This is a genomic window from Streptomyces roseus, assembly GCF_001044425.1.
Classification (GTDB): Bacteria; Actinomycetota; Actinomycetes; order Streptomycetales; family Streptomycetaceae; genus Streptomyces; species Streptomyces roseus.
The window spans coordinates 1-26,866 of record NZ_LFML01000038.1; the positions used below are offsets into that span (position 1 = coordinate 1).

At 73.7% G+C, this 26,866-nt stretch carries 23 protein-coding genes; 8 read left to right on the forward strand and 15 right to left on the reverse strand.

Annotated features, from left to right (window positions below; all coding sequences use genetic code 11):
- Positions 1-434: 434 nt before the first annotated feature.
- Entirely contained in the window at positions 435-1,442 is a 1,008-nt protein-coding gene (locus ACS04_RS10210) for a stage II sporulation protein M (RefSeq protein WP_048476235.1), read from the reverse strand.
- A gap of 114 nt (positions 1,443-1,556) precedes the next feature.
- Between ACS04_RS10210 and ACS04_RS10215 the strand changes: the two genes are divergently transcribed.
- A complete protein-coding gene (locus ACS04_RS10215; RefSeq protein ID WP_209441671.1) occupies positions 1,557-2,516 on the forward strand; it encodes an RDD family protein in 960 nt (319 codons plus the stop codon).
- Between the two features lie 18 nt (positions 2,517-2,534).
- Positions 2,535-2,840, forward strand: a complete 306-nt coding sequence (locus ACS04_RS10220) for a glycoside hydrolase family 3 protein (protein ID WP_048476236.1) — start codon at positions 2,535-2,537, stop codon at positions 2,838-2,840.
- 42 nt (positions 2,841-2,882) lie between these two features.
- Here ACS04_RS10220 and ACS04_RS10225 read toward each other — a convergent pair whose 3' ends face one another.
- The 8 genes from ACS04_RS10225 to ACS04_RS37410 all read right to left on the reverse strand — a co-directional run bounded on the left by ACS04_RS10225 (position 2,883) and on the right by ACS04_RS37410 (position 11,047).
- The gene (locus tag ACS04_RS10225) at positions 2,883-3,503 is read right to left on the reverse strand and encodes a hypothetical protein (protein ID WP_048476237.1); all 621 of its coding nucleotides are present in this window, start codon (positions 3,501-3,503) and stop codon (positions 2,883-2,885) included.
- 161 nt (positions 3,504-3,664) lie between these two features.
- Positions 3,665-5,101: an adenosylhomocysteinase gene (ahcY, locus tag ACS04_RS10230; protein WP_048476238.1), complete on the reverse strand. Its 1,437-nt coding sequence runs from the start codon at positions 5,099-5,101 to the stop codon at positions 3,665-3,667.
- A gap of 317 nt (positions 5,102-5,418) precedes the next feature.
- Complete coding sequence (locus ACS04_RS10235; protein WP_048476239.1) at positions 5,419-6,348, reverse strand: cation diffusion facilitator family transporter; 930 nt, start codon at positions 6,346-6,348, stop codon at positions 5,419-5,421.
- A 94-nt stretch (positions 6,349-6,442) separates the two neighbouring features.
- The gene (gene manA, locus ACS04_RS10240) at positions 6,443-7,600 is read right to left on the reverse strand and encodes a mannose-6-phosphate isomerase, class I (RefSeq protein ID WP_048476240.1); all 1,158 of its coding nucleotides are present in this window, start codon (positions 7,598-7,600) and stop codon (positions 6,443-6,445) included.
- A 43-nt stretch (positions 7,601-7,643) separates the two neighbouring features.
- Positions 7,644-8,777 carry an SIS domain-containing protein gene (locus tag ACS04_RS10245; RefSeq protein ID WP_048476241.1) on the reverse strand — a complete coding sequence of 378 codons (1,134 nt, stop codon included), beginning with the start codon at positions 8,775-8,777 and terminating at the stop codon, positions 7,644-7,646.
- 172 nt (positions 8,778-8,949) lie between these two features.
- Positions 8,950-9,135: a Trm112 family protein gene (locus tag ACS04_RS10250; protein ID WP_030296876.1), complete on the reverse strand. Its 186-nt coding sequence runs from the start codon at positions 9,133-9,135 to the stop codon at positions 8,950-8,952.
- An 87-nt stretch (positions 9,136-9,222) separates the two neighbouring features.
- Positions 9,223-10,593: a phosphomannomutase/phosphoglucomutase gene (locus tag ACS04_RS10255; RefSeq protein ID WP_048476242.1), complete on the reverse strand. Its 1,371-nt coding sequence runs from the start codon at positions 10,591-10,593 to the stop codon at positions 9,223-9,225.
- 73 nt (positions 10,594-10,666) lie between these two features.
- The gene (locus tag ACS04_RS37410) at positions 10,667-11,047 is read right to left on the reverse strand and encodes a DUF3499 domain-containing protein (protein ID WP_048476243.1); all 381 of its coding nucleotides are present in this window, start codon (positions 11,045-11,047) and stop codon (positions 10,667-10,669) included.
- A 138-nt stretch (positions 11,048-11,185) separates the two neighbouring features.
- On the opposite strand from ACS04_RS37410, the gene ACS04_RS10265 reads away from it, so the two are divergent.
- Entirely contained in the window at positions 11,186-11,665 is a 480-nt protein-coding gene (locus tag ACS04_RS10265; RefSeq protein ID WP_048476244.1) for a metallopeptidase family protein, read from the forward strand.
- A gap of 47 nt (positions 11,666-11,712) precedes the next feature.
- Here ACS04_RS10265 and ACS04_RS10270 read toward each other — a convergent pair whose 3' ends face one another.
- The 3 genes from ACS04_RS10270 to ACS04_RS10280 all read right to left on the reverse strand — a co-directional run bounded on the left by ACS04_RS10270 (position 11,713) and on the right by ACS04_RS10280 (position 17,517).
- The gene (locus ACS04_RS10270) at positions 11,713-13,194 is read right to left on the reverse strand and encodes a DUF5719 family protein (protein WP_048476245.1); all 1,482 of its coding nucleotides are present in this window, start codon (positions 13,192-13,194) and stop codon (positions 11,713-11,715) included.
- The gene (locus ACS04_RS10275; RefSeq protein WP_048476246.1) at positions 13,191-16,937 is read right to left on the reverse strand and encodes a glycosyltransferase family 2 protein; all 3,747 of its coding nucleotides are present in this window, start codon (positions 16,935-16,937) and stop codon (positions 13,191-13,193) included. The genes ACS04_RS10270 and ACS04_RS10275 overlap by 4 nt, the downstream gene beginning before the upstream one ends.
- Positions 16,938-17,253: 316 nt before the next feature.
- Positions 17,254-17,517 carry a WhiB family transcriptional regulator gene (locus tag ACS04_RS10280; protein WP_003983763.1) on the reverse strand — a complete coding sequence of 88 codons (264 nt, stop codon included), beginning with the start codon at positions 17,515-17,517 and terminating at the stop codon, positions 17,254-17,256.
- A gap of 645 nt (positions 17,518-18,162) precedes the next feature.
- On the opposite strand from ACS04_RS10280, the gene ACS04_RS10285 reads away from it, so the two are divergent.
- The 3 genes from ACS04_RS10285 to ACS04_RS10295 all read left to right on the forward strand — a co-directional run bounded on the left by ACS04_RS10285 (position 18,163) and on the right by ACS04_RS10295 (position 21,086).
- Complete coding sequence (locus tag ACS04_RS10285; protein WP_048476247.1) at positions 18,163-18,732, forward strand: cysteine dioxygenase; 570 nt, start codon at positions 18,163-18,165, stop codon at positions 18,730-18,732.
- 84 nt (positions 18,733-18,816) lie between these two features.
- Positions 18,817-19,776 (forward strand): 2-phospho-L-lactate transferase, encoded by a 960-nt coding sequence (gene cofD / locus ACS04_RS10290; protein ID WP_048476248.1) that lies wholly within the window; start codon positions 18,817-18,819, stop codon positions 19,774-19,776.
- On the forward strand, positions 19,773-21,086 hold the full coding sequence (locus ACS04_RS10295) for a coenzyme F420-0:L-glutamate ligase (RefSeq protein WP_048476249.1): 1,314 nt from the start codon (positions 19,773-19,775) through the stop codon (positions 21,084-21,086). The genes cofD and ACS04_RS10295 overlap by 4 nt, the downstream gene beginning before the upstream one ends.
- A 13-nt stretch (positions 21,087-21,099) precedes the next feature.
- Here ACS04_RS10295 and ACS04_RS10300 read toward each other — a convergent pair whose 3' ends face one another.
- Positions 21,100-22,095 (reverse strand): DNA-3-methyladenine glycosylase family protein, encoded by a 996-nt coding sequence (locus tag ACS04_RS10300; protein WP_048476250.1) that lies wholly within the window; start codon positions 22,093-22,095, stop codon positions 21,100-21,102.
- A gap of 43 nt (positions 22,096-22,138) precedes the next feature.
- A complete protein-coding gene (locus tag ACS04_RS10305; protein ID WP_048476252.1) occupies positions 22,139-23,593 on the reverse strand; it encodes a peptidoglycan recognition protein family protein in 1,455 nt (484 codons plus the stop codon).
- Positions 23,594-23,732: 139 nt separating this feature from the next.
- Between ACS04_RS10305 and ACS04_RS10310 the strand changes: the two genes are divergently transcribed.
- Both ACS04_RS10310 and manB read left to right on the forward strand, forming a co-directional pair.
- The gene (locus ACS04_RS10310) at positions 23,733-24,485 is read left to right on the forward strand and encodes a TIGR03089 family protein (protein ID WP_048476253.1); all 753 of its coding nucleotides are present in this window, start codon (positions 23,733-23,735) and stop codon (positions 24,483-24,485) included.
- Between the two features lie 121 nt (positions 24,486-24,606).
- Positions 24,607-25,689 carry a mannose-1-phosphate guanylyltransferase gene (manB, locus tag ACS04_RS10315; protein WP_048476254.1) on the forward strand — a complete coding sequence of 361 codons (1,083 nt, stop codon included), beginning with the start codon at positions 24,607-24,609 and terminating at the stop codon, positions 25,687-25,689.
- A gap of 114 nt (positions 25,690-25,803) precedes the next feature.
- On the opposite strand, the gene ACS04_RS10320 is transcribed toward manB, so the two are convergent.
- On the reverse strand, positions 25,804-26,866 hold a 1,063-nt coding region (locus ACS04_RS10320; RefSeq protein WP_048476255.1), incomplete at its 5' end, for an LCP family protein.

A 26,866-nucleotide genomic window follows, 5' to 3' on the forward strand; every position in this document is an offset into this window, starting at 1 on the left:
TTTTTGGCACGCTGTTGAGTTCTCAAGGAACGGACGCTTCCTTCGTACTCACCCTCAGCAACACTTGCTGGGGCTTTCCTCCGGGCTTTCGTTCTTCGTTCTTGCGTTTCCGACTCTATCAGAGTCAGTTCCGCTCGCTTTCCAGGTCCTTCGCTTCCGCGTTTTTCCTTTCCGGCGATGCCGACTCTATCAGAAGTTTTCCACCGGATTTCCCGGCTTCGCATTCCTGGATGAGGAGTCGACTGTGCCCCACTGGAATTCAATTCCTGTTGGGGGCGAGAAAGATTTTAAACCATCACTGCCGAACTTGTCCAGTTCGAGGCAACCGTTCGAATCTACCTCCCCACGGCGGCTGTGTCAACAGTCGCTGCGGGACGACGAGGAGACTAGCAGCTGAACGGGGTGCGACGCACATCCGGCCGCCTCGGGCCGGCTCAGGCAGCCGTGGGCAGCGTGGCCGTCTGGTCGGCGGCTTCCACGTCACCCACCTCGCCCGCGCGCGCGGCCCGGCCGCCGAGGACGTAGACGTACGTCAGGAACAGGCCCTCGGCGGCGACGCCGATCGTGACGCGGGCCCAGGTGGGGAGGGCGGACGGGGTCACGAAGCCCTCGATCAGGCCCGATACGAACAGGACCACCGCGAGGCCGATCGCCATCCCCAGCGCGGCGCGCCCCTGCTCGGCGAGGGCGGCCCTGCGGGTGCGCGGGCCCGGGTCGATGACCCTCCAGCCCAGGCGCAGGCCGGTGCCGGCCGCCACGAACACGGCGGTCAGTTCGAGCAGGCCGTGCGGGAGGATCAGGCCGAGGAAGACGTCGAGCCGGCCCGCCGCGGCCATCAGGCCGATGCCCGTCCCCAGGTTGAGCATGTTGACGAACAGGATCCACAGCACGGGTATCCCCAGGAACGCGCCCAAGACCAGGCAGACCGCGGCCGCCTGGGCGTTGTTCGTCCAGACCTGGGCGGCGAAGGAGCCCGCCGGGTGGCTGGAGTAGTACGTCTCGTACTCGCCGCCCGGCTTCGTGAGCGCCTTCAGGTCCTCCGGGGCCGCGATGGCTCCCTGGACCTCCGGGTGCGTGGCTATCCACCAGCCGAGGAGGACACCGACCGCCGTGGAGAGCAGCGCGGTCGGTATCCACCAGCGGCGGCTGCGGTAGACGGCGGCTGGGAAGCTCTCGGTGAAGAAGCGGGCCGCGTCGCGCCAGCCGGCGCGGCGGGCGCCCGTCACCGTGGCGCGGGCACGGGCGACGAGCTGGGTCAGGCGGCCCGTGAGCATCGGGTCCGGGGTGCTGGACTGGATCAGCGAGAGGTGGGTGGAGGCGCGCTGGTAGAGCGCGACCAGTTCGTCCGCCTCGGCGCCGGTCAGGCTGCGGCCGCGGCCGAGCAGCTGCTCCAGGCGGTCCCATTCCGCCCGGTGGGCCGTCACGAAGACGTCGAGATCCATCCGGTTACCGCTCCCCTGCCCCAGGACCTGCTCTGCTCCTGCTTACTTCTGCCGTGGCCAGCTTGGCAGACTGGGGGTCGAGGGGCGGGTCCGGTCACGGGAAAGGTGTGCAGGGTGAGCGATCTGGTGACGGGGGACGCGGTCGTCCTGGGGTTGCGGCCCGCGAGGCTGCCGAGCCGCGCGCTGGCGATCTTCCTCGACCTGCTCGTGTACCTCACCGGCTACTTGGTCATCACGATCGGGCTGACCCTCGCCACCGCTTCCCTCGATCCCGCCGCGCAGGCCGCGGTGTCGGTGGCGAGTTTCCTGCTGGTGCTGGTCGGGGTGCCGATCGCGGTGGAGACGCTGTCCCACGGGCGTTCCCTCGGCAAGCTCGCATGCGGGCTGCGGGTGGTCCGCGACGACGGGGGGCCGATCCGGTTCCGGCACGCGCTGGTGCGCGGTGCGATGGGGGTCGTGGAGCTGCTGGGCACCTTCGGTGCCATCGCCTGCATCGCGTCCCTGATCTCGGCCCGCGGCCGGCGGCTGGGCGATGTGTTCGCGGGGGCCCTGGTCGTACGGGAGCGGGTGCCGGGGGCGCGGGTGATGCCAGTGCCCCCGCCGCCGCCGTGGCTGGCCGGGCGGTTCTCCGGGCTGGACCTGTCGGCCGTACCGGACGGGCTGTGGCTGGCGATACGGCAGTACCTGACGCGGATGGACCAGCTGGACCCGCAGGTGGGCGCCGCGATGGCGGTGCGGCTCGCCGATGACCTGGTGGCGCGTACGGGTGCTCCGCCGCCGGCGGGGGTGCCGGCCGCAGCGTTCCTGATGGCGGTCGTGCACGAGCGGCAGAGCCGGGACGCGGCCCGCGCCTTCGGAGCCGGTGTCGCGCCCGCGTACGCGCCGCCCGGCGCGCCCGCGATGGCCGCGATGCCCGGCGGGATGTCGCCCGCGTGGGGGCACCCGGGCCCCGGGGCGTACGCACCGCAGGCCGTACAGCCCGCGACTCCGCCGGCTCCGGTCCCGGCCCCGGCCGAGGTGCCCGCGCCTGCCGTGCCGCCGCGGCCCGCCACGGGGTTCGCGCCCCCGGCGTGATCGCCTAACCTGCGCAGCATGTCAGCGAACGTCGCATTCACCTTCCGCGTCACGGGCATCGAGGACGAGGCCCGGGCGCAAGCCGTCGTCGAGGAACTCCGCGAACTGATGCGGGACGAGAGCATCGGCCGCCAGGTCACGGTCGGCATCCGGCAGGAGGACGGCGTGCACGTCGTCACCGGCGGCACCGACTTCCCGCTCTCCGTCAGCCGCGCCCACCTGTGGTGCCCGGAGTTCGAGAAGTCCGTCGCCTGGTACGCGAAGGAGGCCGCGCCTTCGGCGGTCTGCGCCGTCGAGTGGAGCTACCCCGACGAGCAGCGCTGATCCGGGGCCGCTGATCCGGGGGCCGCGGAGCCTGGCGGGGGGTCAGTCCTCGGGGAACGTCGAGGGCGGGGTCTCCAGGTGCTCCAGTTCGATGCCCGGGGCGGCGAGGACGACGTCGCCCGCGAGGTGGACCGTATGGACCTCGCCCGTGTCCAGGGCGGTGACCTGGTACTCGTCCACAACGAGGGGCCCGCTGTCCGTCGCGTGCTCGGCGCGCCCGCGCAGCGCCCAGGCCTGGTCGACCGTACGGGGCGCCAGCACCGGATCCGTCAGCGCCACGAGCCGGACCCGGGTCGCCGGTGCGCCGGGGGTCAGCCGCAGCAGCCGGGCGGTGGCCACGAGGAAGGCCGGCGAGCTGCCGGTGAAGGCCGCGGCGGCGACGTTGCCCTCGGTGGCCTCGGATCCCGAGGGGTCGGAGCGCACCCAGGTAACCCCGTCGATGGCCGCGCCGCGCACCTGCCAGCTCGCGGCGTTGGCTTCGAGGCGGATGGGCCGGCCGAGTTCGTCGATCGCGAGGTCGACCGAGCCGCGGTGGTCGCCGTCGGGGCCGGTGAGCTGGGAGACGTAGCGCCAGCCGGAGGGGCCGGGCGCGCAGTGGAAGTGCTCCTCGCCGAGGGGCGCGTGGTCGTGCGGGTCGTGGAGCGAGTAGCGGCCGCGGGGCATGGGTGCCGTCCTTGCGTGGCTTCGTACGGGGTCGTACGGGTCGTACGGGTCCTGCTCAGGGGCGGGTTCCGCTCATCGGCGGGTCCCGCTCACGGGGCAGGCCCCCGGCGTACGTGCCGGGGGCCTGCTCGGTGCCGTGGATCCGCGGGGATGCCCCGGGATCAGTAGCGGTAGTGGTCCGGCTTGTACGGGCCCTCGACCTTGACGCCGATGTAGGCGGCCTGCTCCGGGCGGAGCGTCGTGAGCTTGACGCCGAGGGCGTCGAGGTGGAGGCGGGCGACCTTCTCGTCGAGGTGCTTGGGCAGCACGTAGACGTCGGTCGGGGACTCGGCGGGCTTGGTGAAGAGCTCGATCTGGGCCAGGGTCTGGTCCGCGAAGGAGTTCGACATGACGAACGACGGGTGGCCGGTCGCGTTGCCCAGGTTCAGCAGGCGGCCCTCGGAGAGGACGATCAGGACCTTGCCGTCGGGGAAGGTCCAGGTGTGGACCTGGGGCTTGACCTCGTCCTTGACGATGCCGTCGACCTTGGCCAGGCCGGCCATGTCGATCTCGTTGTCGAAGTGGCCGATGTTGCCCACGATCGCCTGGTGCTTCATCTTGGCCATGTCGGCGGCCATGATGATGTCCTTGTTGCCCGTGGTCGTGATGAAGATGTCGGCCGTCTCGACGACGTCGTCCAGCGTCGCGACCTGGTAGCCGTCCATGGCCGCCTGGAGCGCGCAGATCGGGTCGATCTCGGTGACGATGACGCGGGCGCCCTGGCCGCGCAGCGACTCGGCGCAGCCCTTGCCGACGTCGCCGTAGCCGCAGACGACCGCGACCTTGCCGCCGATGAGGACGTCGGTGGCGCGGTTGATGCCGTCGATGAGGGAGTGGCGGCAGCCGTACTTGTTGTCGAACTTCGACTTGGTGACGGCGTCGTTCACGTTGATCGCCGGGAAGAGCAGGGTGCCCTCGTCCATCATCTCGTAGAGGCGGTGGACACCGGTGGTGGTCTCCTCGGTGACGCCGCGGATCTCGGACGCGAGCTGCGTCCACTTCTGCGGGCTCTCGCCGAGGGTGCGGTTCAGCAGGGTGAGGATGTGCGCGTACTCCTCGGAGTCCGCCGTGGACGGGTCCGGGGCGGAGCCGACCTTCTCGAACTCGACGCCCTTGTGGACGAGGAGGGTGGCGTCACCACCGTCGTCGAGGATCATGTTCGGGCCGCCGGTGGGGGTGTTCGGCCAGGTCAGGGCCTGCTCCGTGCACCACCAGTACTCCTCCAGCGTCTCGCCCTTCCAGGCGAAGACGGGGACGCCCTGCGGGTTCTCCGGGGTGCCGTCGGGGCCGACCGCGATGGCGGCGGCGGCGTGGTCCTGGGTGGAGAAGATGTTGCAGGAGGCCCAGCGGACGTCGGCGCCCAGGGCCACCAGGGTCTCGATCAGGACGGCGGTCTGCACGGTCATGTGCAGGGAGCCGGTGATGCGCGCGCCGGCCAGGGGCTGGGCGTCGGCGTACTCGCGGCGGATCGACATCAGGCCGGGCATCTCGTGCTCGGCGAGGGTGATCTCCTTGCGGCCGAAGGCGGCGAGGGAAAGGTCGGCGACCTTGAAGTCCATGGGTGCTGCTCCTCATGGGTCGAGAGGGTGGGTACGGCTGAGCCGCGCATCGCCTGTGGAAGACGGTGCACCGGGCACTCAGTCCGTCGGGGGTCCTCTCTCCCCTCGGCCGGTCGCGAGGACCGCCCGACCGCCATCAGCAGCGACGCCTGACACTGATGACGAATCTACACCGATCGGCCGGGGGTGCCCCAGTGGGCCGGGTGGCCGGGCGGCCGGACCGGGCGGCGGGGGGGGACGCGAAGGCCCCCGCGGCGCGTCCTGCGCGGCGGGGGCCTTCGTACGTACGGGAGGAGCGTCGGCGTACGGGAGGGGCGTCAGCCCTTGGCCGCGGCATCCGCGTGGTAGATGTCCGGCTCCAGGTAGATCACGCGGGCGATCGGGACCGCCGCGCGGATCCGGCTCTCGGCCGCGTTGATCGCGTCCGCCACCTGCGTCGCGGTGTCGTCGCCCTCGACGGCGATCTTCGCGGCGACCAGCAGCTCCTCCGGGCCGAGGTGCAGGGTGCGCATGTGGATGACGCGGGTGACGACGTCCCCGTCGACGAGCGCGGCCTTGATCTTCTCGACGTCCTCCGCGCCCGCGGCCTCGCCGAGCAGCAGGGACTTGGTCTCTCCGGCCAGCACGACGGCGATGAGGATCAGCAGGGTGCCGATGCACAGGGTGCCGATGCCGTCCCAGACGCCGTCGCCGGTCGCGAGCGCGAGGCCGACGCCGCCGAGGGCGAGGACCAGGCCGACGAGCGCGCCGAAGTCCTCCAGCAGGACCACGGGCAGCTCGGGGGCCTTGGCGCGCCTGATGAACTGGCCCCAGGACAGGGAGCCCCGGATCTCGTTCGATTCCTTGATCGCCGTCTTGAAGGAGAACCCTTCGGCGACGATCGCGAAGAGGAGCACGCCGATCGGCCAGTACCAGTCCTCGATGGGGTGCGGGTGCTGGACCTTCTCGACGCCCTCGTAGATGGCGAACATGCCGCCGACGGTGAAGAGCACGATGGAGACGAGGAAGGCGTAGATGTAGCGTTCGCGCCCGTACCCGAAGGGGTGTTGCGGGGTCGCTTCGCGCTGGGCCTTCTTGCCGCCGAGGAGCAGCAGCCCCTGGTTCCCCGAGTCGGCCAGCGAGTGGACGCTTTCCGCGAGCATCGACGAGGAGCCGCTGAAGACGAAGGCCACGAACTTGGCTACAGCGATGGCGAGGTTGGCGGCGAGTGCCGCCACGATCGCCCTGGTACCGCCCGACGCGCTCATGGGTTTTCGGAGTCCCTTCCTCGGTACGGCGCCCCTGCCCGGGGCGCCGCGCTACGGCGGCACATTGTTGCAGCCATGGCGGCGGACGCCACGTTCACTCCGGCACGGTGGCCCGGAAAATCGTGCCGATACCGGACAGTTCGACCTTTTCGTCGGCCGGGACGAAGACCGACTCCCCGGGGGACAGCGTCACTTCGCCCGCCTTCGGGCGGCCCGCCGTGCAGAGCAGGATCTGCGGGGCCCCGTCCGGCAGGGGGTGGGGGGCCGCGCCGGGGGCCAGCGCGAAGCGGGAGAGCCGGAATTCGTCGACGGGCGCCTCGTAGACCTCCTCGCCATTGCCCTCGGGGCGCTGCACGGCCGGGTCGGCGGGCTCGAAGCGCACGATCTTCAGGAGCTCGGGCACGTCCACGTGTTTGGGGGTGAGTCCGGCGCGCAGCACGTTGTCGGAGTTGGCCAGCAGTTCCACGCCGAGGCCGTCGAGATAAGCATGCGGGACGCCGGCGCCGAGGAACATCGCCTCGCCGGGCTGGAGTCGTACGTGGTTGAGCAGCATGGCCGCGATCACGCCCGGGTCGCCCGGGTAGTGGTGGACGAGCGAGGCGTACGGGGCGTACGGGCCCCCCAGGCGCACGATCGCGGCGCCCGCCTCGGCGACCGTACGGGCCATCTCGGCGCGGTCCGCGGTCAGTACGGCGGTGAACATCTCGCGCAGGGCCGCGTCCTGCGGGTGGGCCCGCAGGAGGTCGGCGTACGGCTTGAGCGCGTCCACCCCGAGGCCTTCGAGCAGCGCGGCGGCCTCCGGCGGCGGGCGGAACCCGCACAGCCCCTCGAAGGGAGTGAGCGCGCAGATCATCTCGGGCTTGTGGTGGGGGTCCTTGTAGTTGCGGTGGCCCGCCGCGACCGGGATCCCGCGGCGCTCCTCGTCGGCGTAGCCGGCCCGGGCCTGCTCAAGGTCGGGGTGGACCTGGAGGGAGAGCGGGGCGCCGGCGGCGAGGAGTTTGAGGAGGAAGGGCAGGCGGGGGCCGAACTTGGCGACGGCGGCCGCGCCGAGCTCGCGCTCGGGGTCGGCGGCGATGACGTCCGCGAGGGTGGTCTCGCCGGCGCCGCGGTCGAGGCGGGAGGGGGCGCCCGGGTGGGCGCCCATCCACATCTCGGCCTGGGGCTCCCCGGTGGGTTCGACGCCGAGGAGCCCGGGGATCGCGGTGGTCGATCCCCAGGCGTAGGGGCGGATCGTGTTCGTCAGGCGGTCCATCTTCGTCCGTCTTCCTGGATGAAGGGCCGGCACGGTCGTGTGCTCAGCCGTGTCCCCTGGTCGCCAGCGCCAGGTAGGCGGTGGCGAAGTCCGTGACGGCGAGGAGCTCGGCGATCTGTTCCAGTTCGCCGCCCTCCTCCGGTTCGAGCTCGCTGATGGCCGTGTCGTGGCTGAGGGCGAGCTCGCGCGCGGCCGGGGCGGCGGTGAGGCCGCCCGCGGGCCGGTCGCGCAGCAGGACGATGCGGGCGCGGAGCGCTTGGGGCTCCTCCACCCGGTCACGGAAGAAGTCCTCGGGGTCGGCCCCGGCGGCGAAGGCGCCCGCGAGCAGGACCCCGTGGGCGGGCAGGGCTTCGGGCAGGTCGGCGGCGAGCGCGGGGCGGCCCGCGAGTTCGGCGAGGGTGGCGGCGAAGCGGCGCCCGGCCGGTCCGGCGCCGGCTCCCTCGCTCCAGATGAGCGGGAGGGAGTCGGCGAGCTCGGCGGCGAGGGTCTTGGCCGGGTTGGAGTACGTGGCGATGGCCGGTCCGCAGCGCTCCGCGGTGCGGTCGAGCCGGTCGGCGACGCGCTGCAGGGTCTCGGGGGCGGCCGTGACCAGCCCGACCTTGTCGAGGAGCACGAGCAGCGGGGTGAGCAGGGCCCACAGGGCGCCGGGGCCGGCCGCCGCCGATTCGTCGTACTCCTGGTACGGGGCCTTGGCCATCGGTACGAGGAGCCCGTGCGCGCCGTCGACGGCCTCGCTCAGCGGGGACCGCTCGGGGGCCACGGCGACGACGGTGCAGCCGCGCCGGTAGGCCTGCTCGGCGAGGACGGCGAGCCCGGGCTCGGTGCCGTCGGTGGTGGCCAGGAGCAGCAGGTCGACGGAGCCGGCCCAGCCGGGCAGCGCCCAGCGCAGGGCGCCGGCGGCGTGGGCGACGCCGGTGGGGTGCAGCCGCGTGACGGGTGCGCAGGCTCCGGCGAGGGCGCCGAGGAGGTCGGCGACCCCGGTGGCGGCGGTGCCGGGCCCGGCGATGAGCACGGCGCGGGGCCGGCCGTCGGGGCGCAGGTCGGCGAGGCCCGCCTCGGTCGCGTGCCGGGCCGCGGTGCGGACCCTGGCCCCGGCCTCGGCCGCGCCGCGGAGCAGGCCGCGGCGGTCGGCGCGGGCGAGCTCGTCCGGTGCGTCGAGGAGCGACTCGTCGAGCATTGCGGCCTCCGGCTGGTTCAAAGGGCGGGCGACTCGGTTGCTCGGGCGCCCGGTTGCGAGGGGCGCCCCTTGGTGCCTGTGCGGTGCCTGTGCGGCCCGCGGGTTGCCCGGGTGGTCCCGGGCCCGCGGGCCGGGGGCCCAGGGCCCGGGGCCCGGGGCCCGGGGCCCGGCCTCAGGCGGGGCGGCGGGCCTCGTCGACGAGGAGGACCGGGATGCCGTCGCGGACCGGGTAGGCGAGGCCGCAGTCCCGACCGGTGCAGATCAGCTCGGGAGCCGCTTCGTCCGCCGACTTGTCCTCGAGGGGCGAGTGGCAGGCGGGGCAGGCGAGGATCTCCAGAAGGCCGGCTTCGAGCGGCATGGGGCGGTTCCCTTCGAACATGCGGATTGGGCGAGGTCAGCGTACCGCCGGGCCGCACCCGGCGCGGCCCGGCCGTGACACGGGCTTCTACGCCCGGACGAGGGAGAGGACCTCGTCGCGGACCTTGGCGAGGGTCAGGGGGTCGCGGGCCTCGACGTTGAGGCGCAGCAGCGGCTCGGTGTTGGAGGCGCGCAGGTTGAACCACCAGTCGGCGGAGGTGGCGGTCAGGCCGTCGAGCTCGTCGAGGGTGATCCCCTCGGCGGAGCCGTACGCGGCCTTGACGGCGGCGAGCCGGTCGGCCTGGTCGGCGACGGTGGAGTTGATCTCGCCGGAGCCCGCGTACCGGTCGTACGAGGAGACCAGCTCGGAGAGCGGGCCGTCCTGTCCGCCGAGGGCGGCGAGGACGTGGAGCGCGGCGAGCATGCCGGTGTCCGCGTTCCAGAAGTCCTTGAAGTAGTAGTGCGCGGAGTGCTCGCCGCCGAAGATGGCGCCGGACCGGGCCATCTCCTCCTTGATGAAGGAGTGGCCGACGCGGGTGCGCACGGGGGTTCCGCCGTGCTCGCGGACGACCTCGGGGACCGACCAGGAGGTGATCAGGTTGTGGATCACCGTGCCGGTGCCGCCGTTGCGGGCCAGTTCGCGGGCCGCGACCAGGGCGGTGACGGCGGAGGGGGAGACGCCCTCGCCGCGCTCGTCGACGACGAAGCAGCGGTCGGCGTCCCCGTCGAAGGCGAGGCCGAGGTCGGCTCCCTCGGCCTTCACGCGGGCCTGGAGGTCGACGATGTTCTTCGGGTCGAGGGGGTTGGCCTCGTGGTTCGGGAAGGTGCCGTCGAGCTCGAAGTACATCGGTACGAGCTCCAGCGGCAGGCCCTCGAACACGGTCGGGACGGTGTGGCCGCCCATGCCGTTGCCCGCGTCGACGACGACCTTGAGCGGGCGGATGGCGCGGAGGTCGACCAGGGCCTTGAGGTGCTCGGCGTATCCGGCGAGGGTGTCCTGCTCGGTGATCGTGCCGGGCGCGGTGCCTCCGGCGACGGCCGGGGCGCCCTGCTCGGACCACTGCTCGACGAGCTCGCGTACGGCGGCGAGGCCGGTGTCCTGGCCGACGGGGGCGGCGCCCGCGCGGCAGAGCTTGATGCCGTTGTAGCGGGCCGGGTTGTGCGAGGCGGTGAACATCGCGCCGGGCAGGTCCAGCGTGCCGGAGGCGTAGTACAGCTGGTCGGTGGAGCACAGCCCGATCAGGGTGACGTCCACGCCGCGGGCGGCGGCGCCGCGGGCGAAGGCGCCGGACAGGGCGGGCGAGGAGGGGCGCATGTCGTGGCCGACGACGATCGCCGTCGCGCCGGTGACCTCGACGAAGGCGGCCCCGAACAGCTCGGCCAGCGACTCGTCCCACTCGTCGGGTACGACACCACGTACGTCGTACGCCTTGACGATGTTCGAAAGATCTGCGGCCACTGCCTGCCCTCCTGGTGCTGTGCGGTGGAGCAAACCTACCTGCACGAAGAGCGGCTCTTCAGACCATGTGATGTCAGGAGTCGGGCGAACGCAGGACGCGCAGGTGTCCGCGACGCGTCTCCCCGGTCCCACTGCCCTTGCCGCCCGGGCCGCTCCCGCCGGCCTGGGCGGCGCGGTCGTGCGGACGGGCCGCCTCGCGGACGGCGTTGGCGAGGGCTTCGAGGTCGTCGCCGCTGGGGCGGGACGGGGCGGACCCGTCCGTCAGGCGCACGACGTCCCAGCCGCGCGGGGCGGTCAGGCGCTCGGAGTGCTCGGCGCACAGGTCGTAGCAGTGGGGTTCCGCGTAGGTGGCGAGCGGGCCGAGGACTGCGGTCGAATCGGCGTAGACGTACGTCAGTGTCGCGACGGCAGGGCGGCCGCACGCGGTGCGCGAACAGCGACGTACAAGGCTCACGACGTTGGACGGTACCGCACTCTTGACCGGGCCGCGACGACTCTCCCCCGGCCCACTCCCCCGTGTCGTGCCCGCGAAGGGGCGCGGCGGGTCGGGAAACGCCCCGGTGGCCGGGGCGGCGAGGGCTACGCTGCGGGGGTGACCGACAGCCCCCTGACCCCCGGCCCGCCCCGCTCCGCCGAACCTCCCGCCGAGCCGCGCCCGCGCCGCCGCGACCGGCACGGGCGGGGGATGCGGGGGCCGCTGGCCCCGCCGCAGGTTCCGTTGTCGGCGAGCCGGGCGGAGCTGTTCGGGGACCTCGTACGGGACTCGGTCGAACGGCTGGAGCGGCGGTTCCCGCAGTTGGCGGAGGTGGAGTTCGTGGTCGCGGACGTCCCGGGTCCGCCGGGCGGCCCGGCCACCGGATGGAACGACGAGGCGGTGCCGCTCGGGGCGCTGTCGGAGCCGGACGGGCCGGGGCGGCCCGCACGGGTCGTGGTGTTCCGGCGGCCGGTGGAGATCCGGACGAAAAGCCGGGATGAACGGGCGCTGCTGGTGCACGAGATCGTGGTGGAGCAGGTGGCGGAGCTGCTGGGGCTGTCCCCGGAGACGGTGGACCCGCGGTACGGCCAGGACTGACGTGCGGGCGGTCGGCCGGGTCCGGCCGGACCGCCCGCGACGGCGCGTCAGTCGATCAGGACCGTCAGGTCCTGGGTGGCCTTGGGGACCGAGACCATCGCGTGGTCGTCCGACAGCGTCTGGACCGTGAACATCGGGATGCCCTCGTGCGGCAGGGCCAGGGTCCGCGCCGCGTACACCGGACCGCCGGAGACGGTCTCGACGGTCAGCGCGTAGGAGCCCTTGGCGCCCCCGGGGGCCAGGGACACCGTCTGCGTGGTGCCCGCCTTGACCGTGACCTCCTTCGAGGCGGGCTCCCCGGCCTCGGTGCCCGCCGAAGCCGTCACCTTGACCTTCGCGTCCGCGCCGCCCACCGCCGTCAGCGAGAGCACCGTCGCGTTCTCGTCGGCCCGGTTGTCGGCGACGGTGGCGCGCGCGGCGACCGGCCCGACCGCCGGGACGAAGCCCAGCTCCTGCTTGGCTCCGCTGCCGCGGACCACGCGCAGGGCGGCCACCACCGGTACGGCCTTCTTGCCATTCGCCGGGGTGAGCACCAGTGAGCCCGCCTCGCCGCGGGTCACGTCCTTGAGGTCGAGGCTCGCCGTCATGCCGCCCTTGAGGTGCAGCTGCTCGCTGCCGGCCGGGCTGATCGAGCCGTTGGGCCCGGCCAGCTTGACGGTGAGGTCCGCGTCCTCCTCGCCCGGCGCGCAGGCCACCAGCCGTACGGAGGTGGCGTCCGCCGGGATCCCGGGCATGACCAGCGAGCCCGCCGGGTCGGCGGAGGCGGGCAGCCAGTCGGCACCCACCCCCTCCTCGCCGACCTGTACGGAGGCCCCCACGCGGCCCGCACGGGTCGTCACATGGGCGGTGACGTCCGGGAGCTGCGCGGCGGGCGCGAGGGAGGCCAGCGAGACGGCCTTGGTGGACTTGGGGTCGATCCGGATGTTCTCACCGGTGCCGCCGTCGGACTTGACCGCCCCGTCCGGGCCGAACATCTTGATGTCGATCACGGCCGCGGTGTCGTCGGGGTTGGTGAGGTGGACGTAGTCCTCGCGCCCCTTGGCCGTGCTCGCGCCGGGGAACCAGAAGTCGGTGCCGGGGGTGGTGCAGGCGACGCCGAGGAGGCCGCGCGCGCGGCCGACCGTGACCTTCGTGGTCTGCTGCGCGGTCCAGCCGGGGGCCAGGGTGCCGTCGGCGACGCCCGTCAGCCCCGGGGCGCCCGCGCCGGAGGCGGTGGCTCCGGCGGGCTTGCCGCGCTCCTTGAGCTCCAGCACCGGCTTGGCCTCCTTGGTCGCGCCGAGGAGCCGGGCCGTGCCCTTGCCCGCCGCGCCGGGCGCGCCGGGGGTGATCGCCGTGTACGTGGTCTCCGCGATGTCCGAGGAGCTGGGCGCCGGGCAGACCAGCGCGGAGCGCTCCACCGGCATCCGGGCGGCGGCCGCGGGCTTGGCCTCCGCTGCCGGTGCGGCGGGGGCGGTGAGGTACCCGAGGCCGGTGACTGCCGCCAGGGCCGCGGCCACCGCCGCCAGCGTCAGGGGTGCGCGCTGCTTCACTGCTGGGTGCTCCCGTCGGGACGCGGCTGGTGCTGTCCGTAGGTGTCGTACGGCTGCTCGTACGGCTGCCCGTACGGCGGGTAGGGGTACGGCTCCTGCTGGTGCTGCTGGTGCTGCTGGTGCTGCTCCGGCTGGTGCTGCTCCTGCTGCTGCGGGTACGCCTGGCCGGCCTCGTGGCCCTGCTGCGGGTACGGGTACTGGTCGTACCCGGGGGCCTGCGCCGGCGCGTACGGCTGCTGGGGCCGCTGCTCGTACCCGTAGCCCTGGTCGCCGTACGCCTGGTACGCGTACGCGTCCTCCCCGTACACCGGCTGCGCCGGGATCTGCGCGTACGGGTCGGCGACCGCGCCCGAGGGCTCGTCGGCGGCGCTCGTGGCGGCGTCACCGGCGGACTCGGCCTCGGCGCGCAGCCGGCGGGCCCGGCGGCCCTCGCCGGCCTCGCCCGCGGCGGACCGCTCGGCGGCCTCCGCCTCCTCCTCGGGCAGGTCGTCGTCGAGGCGGGCCTTGCGGCCCGGCAGGGCCATGACGAGCAGGACGAGCGCGAGCAGGCCCTGTGCCCAGTGCCAGGCGGTCCGGGTCAGCGCGTCCTCGTGGACGACGTCGAGGCGGCCGCCCGCGGCGGGCAGTTCGAAGCCCTGGGCCCAGCCGTCGAGGGTCTTGGGCTTGAGGGGCTTTCCGTCGAGGGTGGCCGTCCAGCCGGGGGCCGCCCGGTCGGCGATGCGCAGCACCCGGCCGGCGCCGCCCGCCTCGCCCGGCCCGATCTTGGTGTGGACCTCGACGGGCCCGGAGGCGACCGGGATGGGCGCCTCGCCCGGCTTGCCCGGCACGATGGCGGCGCGGGCGACCTGGCGGTCCACCCGCCACAGGGCGCTGCCGTCGAGCTGGCTGAGGCGGCTCAGACCCGGGGTGGCGTCGAGGACCTTGCGCATCTGCTGGGGGGCGCCGTCGCGGACCAGGACGTAGCGGATCGCGAACCCGCTGAGCTGGTCGCTCTGGTCGGCGCCGGAACCGGCGACGAGGCTGGAGACGACCTTGTCGAGCTGGGGGCTGCTGCCGGCCTCGGCGGCGAGTTCGGCGTCGCCGAGGCGGCCGCCGGAGCCCCGGGCCAGGGTGTACGAGACGGTGGCGGGCGAGGTGTTCCCCCTCGCTCCGCCGGGGGGACCCCCACCGAGGACGAGGGTGCGGGCCTGGTCGCGGGTGCCGCTCTCCTCGGCGACGAACGCGGGGACCTGGACCGGGTCACGCCGCTCCAGCGGGCCGTCGGCGCCGCTGATCATCCAGCCGGCGGCGCCGAGCAGGGGCCCCGCCGCGGCGGCGAGCGCGATCAGCGCGGCGAGCGGCTGGCGCCAGCCGAAGCTGCTGGCGGCGACCCGCTCCCTGGCGCCGTCGGCGCCGACGGCGGCGGCGGCGAGCAGGGCCAGTCCGTAGACGAGGGTGGCGGGTCCGGCCCAGCCGGTGCGGTTGACGACGACGGCCAGCAGCAGCGAGGCGAGGGCGACGGCCCAGGCCGTGCGGACGGCGAACTGCCGCTCGGCGCGCAGCAGGGCGGCCAGGGCCGCCAGGACGACGCCGATGAGCAGCAGGCCGCCGGCGGTGCGGGGACCGCCGGGACTGATGCCGAGCAGGTCCAGGGCGGTGGCCGAGCCGGATCCGTAGGGTAGGCCGGCCTCCCGCAGGAGCCGGCTCGGGTGCATGAGCAGGCTGAGCGACCAGGGGGCGAGGACGAGCAGCGGGACGGCGAGGGTGGCCGTCAGCCGCAGGCCGTACGTCTTCCAGTCCGCGTGGCGCCGGGAATCCCCCCGCCGGAGCCGGACGCAGAGGGCGGCGGCACCGAGGACCGCGGCGAGCGGCCAGACGACGGGGGTGAAGGCGGTGGCCAGGGTCAGCAGGAGGGTGTACGTCCACACCGGGCGCCAGCCGGACCGGTCGTCGCCCGCGCCCCCGGTCCCGGAGCCGAAGCCGAAGGCGGCGACGGCGGAGCGGGCGATGAGCGGGAGCAGGATCGCGAGGACGGCGGTGCCGAGGCGGCCGCCGGCGAGGGCTCCGGTGACGGCGGGCAGGAAGGCGTAGGCGACGGCGGCCCAGGCGCGCAGCAGCCGGGACTCCACGAGCGGCCGGGAGGCGAAGTAGGCGGTCAGCCCGGCGAGCGGGACCGAGCAGACGAGCAGCAGGGTCAGCGCGGCGCTGGTGGAGCCGAACAGCACGGTGGCGAAGGCGCCGAGGACGGCGAGGTAGGGGGGCGCTCCGGCGGTGGAGCCGGTTGCCACGGGCTGCCAGTCGTCGGTGTAGGCGCGCCAGAGGGCGAGTCCGCTGTCGGGGGCGGGCAGCAGGGCGCCGCCCATGAGGGAGCCGCCGCCGAGCAGGGCGCGGCAGGCGATCACGGAGACGAGCAGGAGGAGGGCGAACAGGACGGGCGCGGGGTTGCGGGCGATCCGCTTGAGGCGCGCGAACTGTTCGATCTCCAGGTAGTCGGCGTCGTCGCCGCCGGGGCCGGATTCGACGGCTCCGCCGTGCCTGCCGGCGCCGGCCGCGTCGGTGTCGCGGTCGGCGCCGAAGTACCCGGCGAGCTGTTCGGCGTTGGCCCGTACGCTCGCGCCCGGGGGCGGGAACAGGGGGCGCAGTTCCTTGGCGGGGACGGCGGGGCGGCCGCGTCTGCGGCGGGCGCCGAGGATGCGGCCGGGGCGCAGCAGGGTGGCGAGGAGGCCGGTGATCTCGTCGACGGCCTGGCCGGGGGCCTTGCCGATGAGGTAGGCGAGAGCGCGCAGGACGGTGCCGACGAGCACGCGCAGCAGGACGTAGGGCAATGCGCGGCCGGAGCTGTTGGCGAGGACCGTGTAGACGGCGCCGGCCTTGTCGACGCGGTGCGGGCTGGAGCTCGTACGGCCCGCGCAGTCGACGGTGCGGCGTTCGCGGGCGGCGGCCTCGGCGTGGCGCATGACGGCGTCGGGGGCGACGAGGACCTCGTGGCCGGCGCTCTGGGCGCGCCAGCAGAGGTCGACGTCGTCGCGCATCAGCGGCAGGCGGCGGTCGAAGCCGCCGAGGGCGTCGTACACGTCGCGGCGCACGAGCATGCCGGCGGTGGAGACGGACAGCACGGGGCGGACCTGGTCGTGCTGGCCCTGGTCCTGTTCGCGGCGGTCGAGGCCGGTCCAGCGGCGGCCGCTGCGGGCGATGGTGACGCCGGCTTCGAGGAGCTGCTTCTTGTCGTACCAGCCGCGCAGTTTGGGGCCGATGACGGCGGCGTCGGGGTTCTCGTCGGCGACGCGGAGGAGTTCGGTGAGGGCGTCGGGCTCGGGTGCGCTGTCGTCGTGGAGCAGCCAGAGCCACTGGACGGGTTCGCCGTGGGGCAGTTCGGGGAGGTCGTACGCGTCGTCGCGCCAGGTGCGGCTGACGGGGTCCCAGCCGCTGGGGCGCTTGAGGTACGGGAGGTCCTCGGGGGTCAGGGTGCCGGCGGTGCGGGCGGCCTCGTCGACGGCGGCGCCGAAGCCGGTGCGGCGGGCGAGGTGCAGGACCCGGTCCTCGCCGAGGGCCTCGCCGAGCAGCCGCGCGGAGTCGTCGGAGCTGCCGGTGTCGGCGGCGACGTGGTTCTGGGCGGGGCGTTCCTGGCCGAGGAGGCCGGCGAGGGTTTTGGGCAGCCAGCGGGCGCCGTCGTGGGCGACGAGGACCGCGGTGACGACGTGCCGGGGGAACTCGGGTGTGGCGGCAGCCTGGTGGGAGGCCGCCGACTGGCTGTGCAGGGACATCGCTCTACTGGCCCTCCGGCCTGGGAGTCCCTCCGGACGCGGTCCGGTGGGGCACCTCCCAGCGGTAGCTGGGGGAAGTGGATCCGGGGGTGGTGTGCTCCCGGAGGCTGCTGGACAGCGCCCCACACTAACGGCTGGAAACACAGCGGTCCGCCTCCTGCGGGGAAGGTGCAGGAGGCGGACCGTTTGCTCTGCTCGTCGCGCCGTTACGCGCGATGTTCCGCGTGACTTCCGTGTGACTTCTGCGTGGTGGGCCCTGCGGTGTTCCGCGTACCGCCGCGCGTCGCCGTGCGTGGCCCGGTGTTGCGCTGCGTGCTCAGACCGCGGCCTTTTTCAGCCGTCGGCGCTCGCGTTCGGAGAGACCGCCCCAGATGCCGAACCGCTCGTCGTTGGCGAGTGCGTACTCAAGGCATTCGGAGCGGACTTCACAGGCGAGGCAGACCTTCTTGGCCTCGCGGGTGGAGCCGCCCTTCTCGGGAAAGAAGGACTCGGGGTCGGTCTGGGCGCACAGAGCGCGCTCCTGCCATCCGAGCTCTTCGTCCGCCTCCTCGACCAGCAGTTCCTGAAACAGCTCGGTCATGTGCGCCCCTCGCTCTGTCTGTGCGTCCCCGTGGTGTTGTCGTCACTCATCGCTACGTAACGACACGAGTGAAATTACAAGTGGGCCGCTCCCGGCCAGTCAAGCCGAGATCTGCTATTGGGCCCCTTATTCACTCTGCGGAACCAAGCGTATGCAGAAAGTGTTCATATCGCCAAAAATCGTGACACATGCATCGGGTGCCCCGCAGGACGGTGTTCATCCGCAATCGACGTACCGCTCCGCGAGGTGGTTGCGATCAAGCCAAAGAAGCGGCGCAGATCACATTTGGATCACGGGGCGGCGCGTCGGGTTTGGACCGGGCCCGGGGGCTGACGCGCTATGAATCGCCACCTCCCCTGCATCGGTTTGCACAAACCTTTCTTCCAGCACGGCAACCGGATCAGATGAAACTTTTGCGGCCATTCGAGGCATTGGGTTGACAGTCGGGCCCGCGAGCCGGTCTCCTTGTCTCCATGTCAGTGACCTCGACCGCCACCCGGACCCCCATTCGTGGGTTCCTGAGTGCTGTCCAGGTTCGCTGTCGCTGTTGCAGCTGTTGATGCCTGCGGAGCTTCGGCTCCCCTGAGCTCCGGCCACCCCCAGCGACCGCCAGCACGACTGACATCCGTCGAGGACTCCCCCACGATGAACAGCGCCTCCCCGAGCACCGCCGCCGCCCCCCTCGCCGTCGAGAGCGACCTCCAGATCGCCGGCGACATCCTCTCCGTCCAGCACCTGCTCCAGCCCGCTCGCGAACACCCGGCCACCGTCGCCGAGTTCGCCGGCCTCGCCCGCTCCATCGCCGCGAACCGCGCCGAATGGGAACACCTGGTCCAGTACGACGCCACCACCCGCTGGTACCACCGGCTGCGCACCGTCCCCCAGGCCCTCGACCCCGCTCAGCCGGGGGGTGCCCCCATCGGCTACGAGGTCTGGCTGCTCAGCTGGGTCCCCGGCCAGGGCAGCGGCCGCCACGACCACGGCGCCTCCTCCGGCGTGCTGACCGTCCTCGACGGCGAGCTCACCGAGCACGGCCCGCGCGGCACCCTCGCCCTCGGCGCCGGCACCCAGCGCGTCTTCGCCCCCGGCTACACCCACGAGGTCGTCAACGACACCCTCGAAGGGGCCGTCAGCCTCCACGTGTACTTCCCCGGCCTGACCGAGATGCCGATGCACGGCTGCTCCGCGCCGCACCGGGAACACGCACCCGCCTGACCTCCCCGCCGGCCGCCCGACCGCACCGCACCGCCCGACCGCCACCCCGCGACGACGGCCCGCGCCCGGCTGAAGACTGTCCGCATGCGCATTGTTGTTCTGGCCGGCGGCATCGGCGGCGCCCGCTTCCTGCGCGGCCTCAAGGCCGCCGCACCCGACGCGGACATCACGGTCATCGGCAACACCGGTGACGACATCCACCTGTTCGGGCTGAAGGTGTGCCCCGATCTGGACACGGTGATGTACACCCTCGGCGGTGGCATCAACGAGGACCAGGGCTGGGGCCGCACCGACGAGTCCTTCACCGTCAAGGAGGAGCTCGCGGCGTACGGGGTCGGACCGTCCTGGTTCGGCCTCGGAGACCGCGACTTCGCCACCCACATCGTCCGTACGCAGATGCTCGGCGCGGGCTACCCGCTGAGCGCCGTCACCGAAGCGCTGTGCGACCGCTGGGAGCCCGGGGTCCGGCTGCTGCCCATGTCCGACGACCGCGTCGAGACGCACGTCGCCGTCACCGACCCCGGGACCGGCGAGCGCCGCGTCATCCACTTCCAGGAGTACTGGGTCCGGCTGCGCGCCTCGCTCGACGCCGAGGCCGTCGTCCCCGTGGGCGCCGAGCAGGCCAAGCCCGCCCCCGGCGTGCTGGAGGCCGTCGCCGCCGCCGACCTGATCGTCTTCCCGCCGTCCAACCCGGTCGTCTCCGTCGGCACCATCCTCGCCGTACCCGGCATCCGCGAGGCCGTGGCCGCCGCCGGGGCGCCCGTCGTCGGCCTCTCCCCCATCGTCGGGGGCGCGCCCGTGCGCGGGATGGCCGACAAGGTGCTGGCCGCCGTCGGCGTGGACGCGACCGCCGCGGCCGTCGCCCTGCACTACGGCCCGGACCTCCTCGACGGCTGGCTCGTCGACACCGCCGACGCGGACTCCGTCGCCGAGGTGGAGGCCGCCGGGATCGCCTGCCGCGCCGTGCCGCTGATGATGACCGACCTGGCCGCCACCGCCGAGATGGCCCGCGCCGCGCTGGCCCTCGCGGAGGCCGCCCGGTGAGCGGGCCCGCAGCCCCCGCCGTTCCCTCGTACGAGGTGCGCGCTCTCGCCGGGATCCCGGAGGTCCGCCCCGGCGACGACCTGGCCGCGCTGATCGCGGCGGCGGACCCCGGGCTGCGGGACGGGGACGTCCTGCTGGTCACCTCGAAGATCGTCTCCAAGGCGGAGGGCCGGATCGTCCGCGCCGAGTCCCGCGAGGAGGCCGTAGACGCCGAGACCGTACGGGTCGTGGCGCGCCGGGGCGCCCTGCGGATCGTCGAGAACCGGCAGGGGCTCGTCATGGCCGCGGCCGGCGTCGACGCCTCGAACACCGATCCGGGCACCGTCCTGCTGCTGCCCGAGGACCCCGACCGCTCCGCCGCCGGGATCCGCTCCGCCCTGCGCGAGCTGCTCAGCGTCGACGTCGGCGTCATCGTGACCGACACCTTCGGACGGCCCTGGCGCACCGGGCTGACCGACGTGGCGATCGGCTCGGCCGGCGTGCGGGTCCTGGACGACCTGCGCGGCGGCACGGACGACCGGGGCAACCCGCTGAGCGCGACGATAGTGGCCACGGCGGACGAGCTGGCCGCGGCCGGGGACCTGGTCAAGGGCAAGGCGGCCGGACTGCCGGTGGCCGTCGTGCGCGGGCTGGGCCACGTACTGGGCGAGGGTTCGGCGGCCGCCGACCTGGTCCGGGCGCCCGCCGACGACATGTTCCGGCTGGGGACCTCGGAGGCGGTACGGGAGGCCGTGACGCAGCGGCGTACCGTACGGGCCTTCACCGACGAGCCGGTGGACCCCGGCGCGGTCCGCCGCGCGGTGGCGGCGGCCGTGACCGCCCCGGCCCCGCACCACACGACTCCGTGGCGGTTCGTCCTGCTGGAGTCCGCGCGGTCCCGGCTGGAGCTGCTGGACGCGATGCGCGACGCCTGGGTCGAGGACCTGCGGCGCGACGGCAAGTCCGAGGAGTCCATCGCCAAGCGGGTCCGGCGGGGCGACGTGCTGCGCAACGCCCCGTACCTGGTGGTGCCGTGCATGGTGACGGACGGGGCGCACGACTACGGGCACGCCCGGCGCGATGCGGCGGAGCGGGAGATGTTCGTCGTCGCGATGGGCGCGGGCGTGCAGAACTTCCTGGTCGCGCTGGCCGGGGAGCGGCTGGGCTCGGCGTGGGTGTCCTCGACGATGTTCTGCCGGGACGTGGTGCGCAAGGTGCTCGGGCTGCCCGAGGGCTGGGACCCGATGGGCGCCGTGGCGGTCGGCCATGCGGCGGCGGCCCCCGCGGAGCGGCCCGCGCGCTCGGCCGCGGCGTTCATCGAGGTCCGCTGAGGACGGCCTGGGCCTAGAAGCGGGCGATGTCGCTGCGGTACATGCGCGGGGCGCGGCGGGGCGGGGTGCGGCCCGCGAGGAGGATCAGGCGGGCGGCGCGGTGGCGCTGGCCCGCGTACGGGGCCAGCAGCTCCAGCATCCGCTCGTCGTCGGCGTCCCGCTCGCCCACGAGGGCGTAGCCGACGATGCCGGGCAGGTGCAGGTCGCCGGTGGTGACGGCGTCGGCGGCGCCGTTGCTGCGCTGGAGGGTCTCGGCCGAGGTCCACGGGCCGATGCCGGGAACGGCCTCCAGCCGGGCCGCGGCCGGTTCCGGATCCATCGCGGCGGCCTCCTCCAGCCGGGCCGCGACGCGGGCGGCGCGCACGATGGTCGACGACCGCTTCATGTCCACCCCGGCCTGGTGCCAGCCCCAGGAGGGGATCAGCGCCCAGGCGCGGGCGTCGGGCATCACGTACATGTCCTGGGGGCCGGGAGCGGGCTCCCCGTAGCGGCGCACCAGACGGCGCCAGGAGCGGTAGGCCTCGTCCGAGGTGACCTTCTGCTCCAGGACGACCGGGATCAGCGATTCGAGGACCAGCCCGGTACGGGTCAGGCGCAGCCCGGGCCGGCTGCGGTGGCTGGCGTGCACGAGCCGGTGGCGCGGGACGAAGGCGGCGGGGTCGTCGTCGGCCCCGAGCAGCGCGGGGAGCGCGGTCAGCACCCAGTCGGTTCCGGGGCCCCAGGCCTGCGCCTCGATCGAGCCGTCCGCGGCGCGGGAGACGCGCAGGGTGGCGGGGCCCTCGGGGGTGCGGGTGGCCCGCCAGACGGAGCCGTCGGGGGTGGTGCGGAAGGTGGGGTCACCGGGGCCGCGGCGCAGCGGGCCGAGGGTGAGGCCCAGGTCGACGGGGGCTTCGGGGCTCCAGCGGCGCAGGCGCCCGCCGTCGGCGGGGCCGGTGCCCGGGCCCGCGGGCACGTCGGTGCGCCCGCCGCGGACGGCGGAGCGGTTGAGGGGGTCGAAGCGGCCGGCCATGCATCGAGCGTAGCCCGGCGCGGCCGGTCGACCCCCTCCCCGGCTACGGGCGGCCCTGGAGCTTCGCCGACGAGGTGCGGGTGGGCGGGAGCTGCGCGTAGAGGAGCTTGCCCGGACATTCCGTGGCGAAGCCGTCGCGGTGGCCCGAGATCACGTTCAGCTGGACGCTGGTGCCCTTCTTGAAGCGGTTGCCGCCGCCCGACTTCAGGGTGGTCTTCGCCCGCGGGTCCCGGTTGAACAGCCCGAGCTTCCACGCCGTGAGCTGTGCCACCGCCTTCACGGCGGCCGCCGGCGGCTTGGTGCTCGTGTAGGTGCCGATCACCGCGACGCCCATGCTGTCCGTGTTGAACCCCATGGTGTGCGCGCCGAGCACCGCCTTGGCCACACCGCCCGCGCGGCCCTCGTAGACCGTCCCGCACTTGTCGACGGCGAAGTTGTAGCCGAGGTCGCGCCAGCCGTTGCTGACCACGTGGTAGCGGTAGAGGCTGCGCAGGACCGCCGGGGCGTCCTTGCAGGCGTAGTTGTTGCCGGAGGCGGTGTGGTGGACGAAGGCCGCCTTGACCGTGCTCGTGTAGACGAAGCCCGGCTCGCGCAGGGATTCGTCGGCGCCCCAGCCCAGCCGCGTGACGATCCGCGGCCGCGGGCCGATGTACGGGCGGGCCGCCGCGGTGAGGCCGCTGTCCGCGACGGCGTCGGCGGTGGTGTCCGCCTTGTCGAGGGCGGTGATCTCCTTCGCGCCGAGCGCCGCCAGCGGGACGTTGACGGACGAGGACTCCGCCGTCTCCATGGTCATGCCCGGCAGGGCCACCACGTCGCCCTTGTCGTCGCCTTCGGGTTCGTCGGCGGCACCGGAGGCGGCGATGGCACGGGAGGCGCCGGTGGCACCGGAGGCGCCGTTCTTGGCGTCGACCACCGTGACCGGGCCCGATGCGCCCGGGTCGACGAGTTCGATCCGCATGCCCGCCGGGAGCCGGGCCCCGGCGCGGTCGGCCGGGGCGCCGGGCTGCGCCCGGACGCGGACCTCGACGCCGTCGGAGTCGCCGACCCAGAGCGGGGCGGTGCTGCCGCGGACCCGGCCGGAGCCGCTCTCGCGGGTGCCGAGGTCGGGGGCGTGTTCGCCGTTGTGGGTCTCGACGTCCTGCCAGCCGGACCAGGTCCCGGTCGCCACCGCGCGGGTGCGGACCTGGACCCGGCCGGACAGCTCGGTGCCCGCGTCGTCCCAGACGACGCCGACCAGCGAGAACCTCTTGACCTCGCGCGGGGTCAGCCCACGGGTCTCGGGCAGCCGCGGCGAGGTGCTCATACCGGGGGCGCCGGGCGACCGTTCGGCCGCGGGATCCAGCGGGGCGAGCGGCAGGGACTGGGTGGACCCGGCGGGGGCCACGGGGGCGGCCGCGCCCTGCGAGGGCGCGGCCAGGGCCGGAGTGGAGAGCGCGAGCGGCAGGGCCAGGGCGGCGGCCGTCGCGACACCGATCGAGGAAGCAAGGAATCCACGCATGAAAGCGATGCTGAGCACAGTCACCACGGAGCGCCATCGGAGAACTGACGGGCCGTCCGATCGCTTCCGCGCGTCCCTCGCCCGTACGGAGGAGCCGGGGCCCTCCGTACGGGCGAGGGGCCCGCGTAGGGTGGGCCGGGTGAACGCCACTGACCGCACCCCTGCCGACCTGCTGCGATCCGCGCTCGCCGCCGATCCGGGCCGCCCGCTCGTCACGTTCTACGACGACGCCACGGGCGAGCGCGTCGAATTGTCCGTCGCCACCTTCGCCAATTGGGTGGCGAAGACCGCCAATCTGCTCCAGGGCGACCTGGGCGCCGAACCCGGCGACCGGCTCGCGCTGCTGCTCCCCGCGCACTGGCAGAGCGCCGTGTGGCTGCTCGCCTGCGCCTCGGTCGGGGTCGTCGCCGAGGTGGGCGGTGACCCGGCCGGCGCCGATCTCGTCGTCAGCGGGCCCGACACCCTGGAGGAGGCCGCGGCCTGCTCCGGCGAGCGCGTCGCGCTCGCGCTGCGGCCGCTGGGCGGGCGGTTCCCGCAGCCGCCCGCCGGGTTCGCGGACTACGCGGTGGAGGTACCGGGCCAGGGCGACCGCTTCGCCCCCTTCGTCCCGGTGGACGCGGACGGGCCGGGCCTGGTGGTCGGCGGCGAGGAGCTCTCGTACGCGCAGCTCGTCGACCGCGCCCGCGAGGACGCCGCGAAGCGCGGCCTGACGGCGGGCTCCCGCCTGCTGTCGGGACTCGGCTACGACACCTGGGAGGGCCTCTCGGCCGGGCTGTTCGCCGCCTTGGCCGCGGACGGCTCGGTGGTGCTGTGCCGCAACCTGGACCGCCTCTCCACGGAAGCCCTGACGGCCCGCACCGAAACCGAACGCGTCACCCACACCGCCGCGTAGCGCCGGGGCCCGGCCGGCGCCCGGCGGTGTGGGTCTCGTCTCGTTCGGGGGCCGGGCGGGTGCTCACGCGGATGGGCTAACTTGGGACCCTCATAGGGCCCGAACCGGGTGGGGAGAAACAATTTTGGAAGCCATCCTGCTGGTCGGGGGGCAGGGGACGCGTCTGCGCCCCGTAACGGTCAACACACCCAAGCCGATGGTGCGCGCTGCCGGTGTTCCGTTCCTCGCCCACCAGATAGCCAGGGCCGCCGCGGCAGGTGTCACGCACCTCGTGATGGCCACGTGCTACCTCGCCGAGGTCTTCGAGCCGTACTTCGGCGACGGCTCGGCCTTCGGCGTCTCGCTGGAGTACGTCGTCGAGGACGAGCCGCTCGGCACCGGCGGAGCCATCCGCAACGCCGCGCGGCGGCTGACCGGCGGGCCGGACGAGCCCGTCCTCGTCTTCAACGGGGACATCCTGACGGGCCTGGACATCGCCGGGCTGGTCGACTCCCACCGGTCGGCCGCCGCCGACGTCTCACTGCACCTGGTGCGGGTCGAGGACCCGCGCGCGTTCGGCCTGGTCCCCACCGACTCCGAGGGGCGGGTGCTGGCCTTCACCGAGAAGCCGCAGACCCCCGAGGAGATCGTCACCGACCAGATCAACGCCGGCTGCTACGTCTTCCGCCGCAGCGTGATCGACTCCATCCCCGCCGGGCGCCCCGTCTCGGTCGAACGCGAGACCTTCCCCGGCCTGCTGGCCCGCGGAGCCCGGCTCCACGGCGTCACCGAGAACACGTACTGGCTGGACCTCGGCAAGCCCGAGTCCTTCGTCCAGGCCTCCGCCGACCTCGTGCGCGGGGTCGTCCCCTCCCCGGCCGTCCCGGGTCCGCGCGGCGAGTCCCTGGTGCTGCCGGGCGCCGAGGTGGCCGCCGGAGCGGAGCTGTCCGGGGGTACCGTCGTGGGCGCGGGCGCCCGGATCGGGGCGGGCGCGGTGGTCGAGGGCTCGATCGTGCTCGACGGCGCGGTCATCGAGGCGGACACCCGTGTGCGCGCCAGTCTGATCGGCGTCGGCGCGACCGTGGGCACGCGGACCGTGCTGGACGGCGCGGTCCTCGGCGACGGGGCCGTCGTCGGCGCGGACAACGAGCTGCGCGCGGGCGCGCGGGTGTGGTGCGGGGCCCGACTGCCCGCCTCCGCCGTCCGGTTCTCCTCCGACCGCTGACGGAACGCGAGATGCCGCCGGCCTCGCCGGGCCGGCGGCGTCGTCGTGGCGCCTCGCGGCCGGGGGCGCCCGGTCCCGTCCGGCGAGGTACGGACATGTCGGCTGCGTGCCCGGTCAGTTGGCCTTGACCGTGACCTTCTCGCCGTTCTGGATCTGCTTGACGAGCTGCTGCACCTTCGCCTTGTCCCAGAGCAGGTTGCCGCCGCGCTCGCCCGCGATCGGCATGTTCATCGACACGCCCTCGCCGCCGCTGATGCCCTTCATCGCGAAGAACATGTCGGCCAGGTCCCACAGGGACATGTCCTTGTCCACGATCAGCGTGTCCAGGCCCGCGCCCAGCACCGGGTACAGCTTGAACGGGTTGAGGATCGTGCCCGGCGTCGCCGCCTGGTTGGCCAGCGTCGACAGGAACTTCTGCTGGTTCTTCGTCCGGGCCAGGTCAGACTCGGCGAACGCGTACCGGGTCCGGACGAAGGCCAGCGCCTGGCTGCCGTTGAGGGTCTGCTCGCCGGCCTTGAAGTCGGCGCCCGACTTCTCGTCCTTGAAGCCCTTCTCGATGTTCATGTCGACACCGCCGAGCGCGTCCACGATGTTCGCGAACCCGGCGAAACCGATCTCGGCGTAGTGGTCGATGCGCAGGCCCGTGTTGTGCTCGACGGTGCGCACGAGCAGCTCGGGACCGTCGTCCGCGTACGCCGCGTTGAGCTTGGTGTGCTTGCCCGTGCCCGGGTACTTCTTCCCGGACTCGGAGCCGACGAAGGAGGGGATCTCCACGTCCGAGTCGCGCGGCAGCGAGATCATCGTGTTCCCGCCGGAACAGGCCGCGAGGATCATCATCGAGTCGGTGCGCTTGCCCTCGGCCGAACCCGTGTGGAGCTTCTTCTTGTCCTCGTCGGACAGGCCCTCGCGGCTGTCGGAGCCCACGACCAGGTACGTGGTGCAGTCGCCCTCCTTCGGGCGCTCGATGACCTTGGCGAGGTCGACCTCCCGGCGCACCTTGGAGTCGGCCCAGAAATAGGTGCCGACGGTGGTCGCGAGCAGCGCCGTGACGAGCACGATGGAGCCGATCTTGATCCGCTTGCGCCAGTCCGGGGCCGGCCCCGCGGGTCCGCGCCCCGGCCCGCCGGGACCCCCCGGGCCACCCGGACCGGCGGGCGCGCCCGGGCCGCCCCGACCC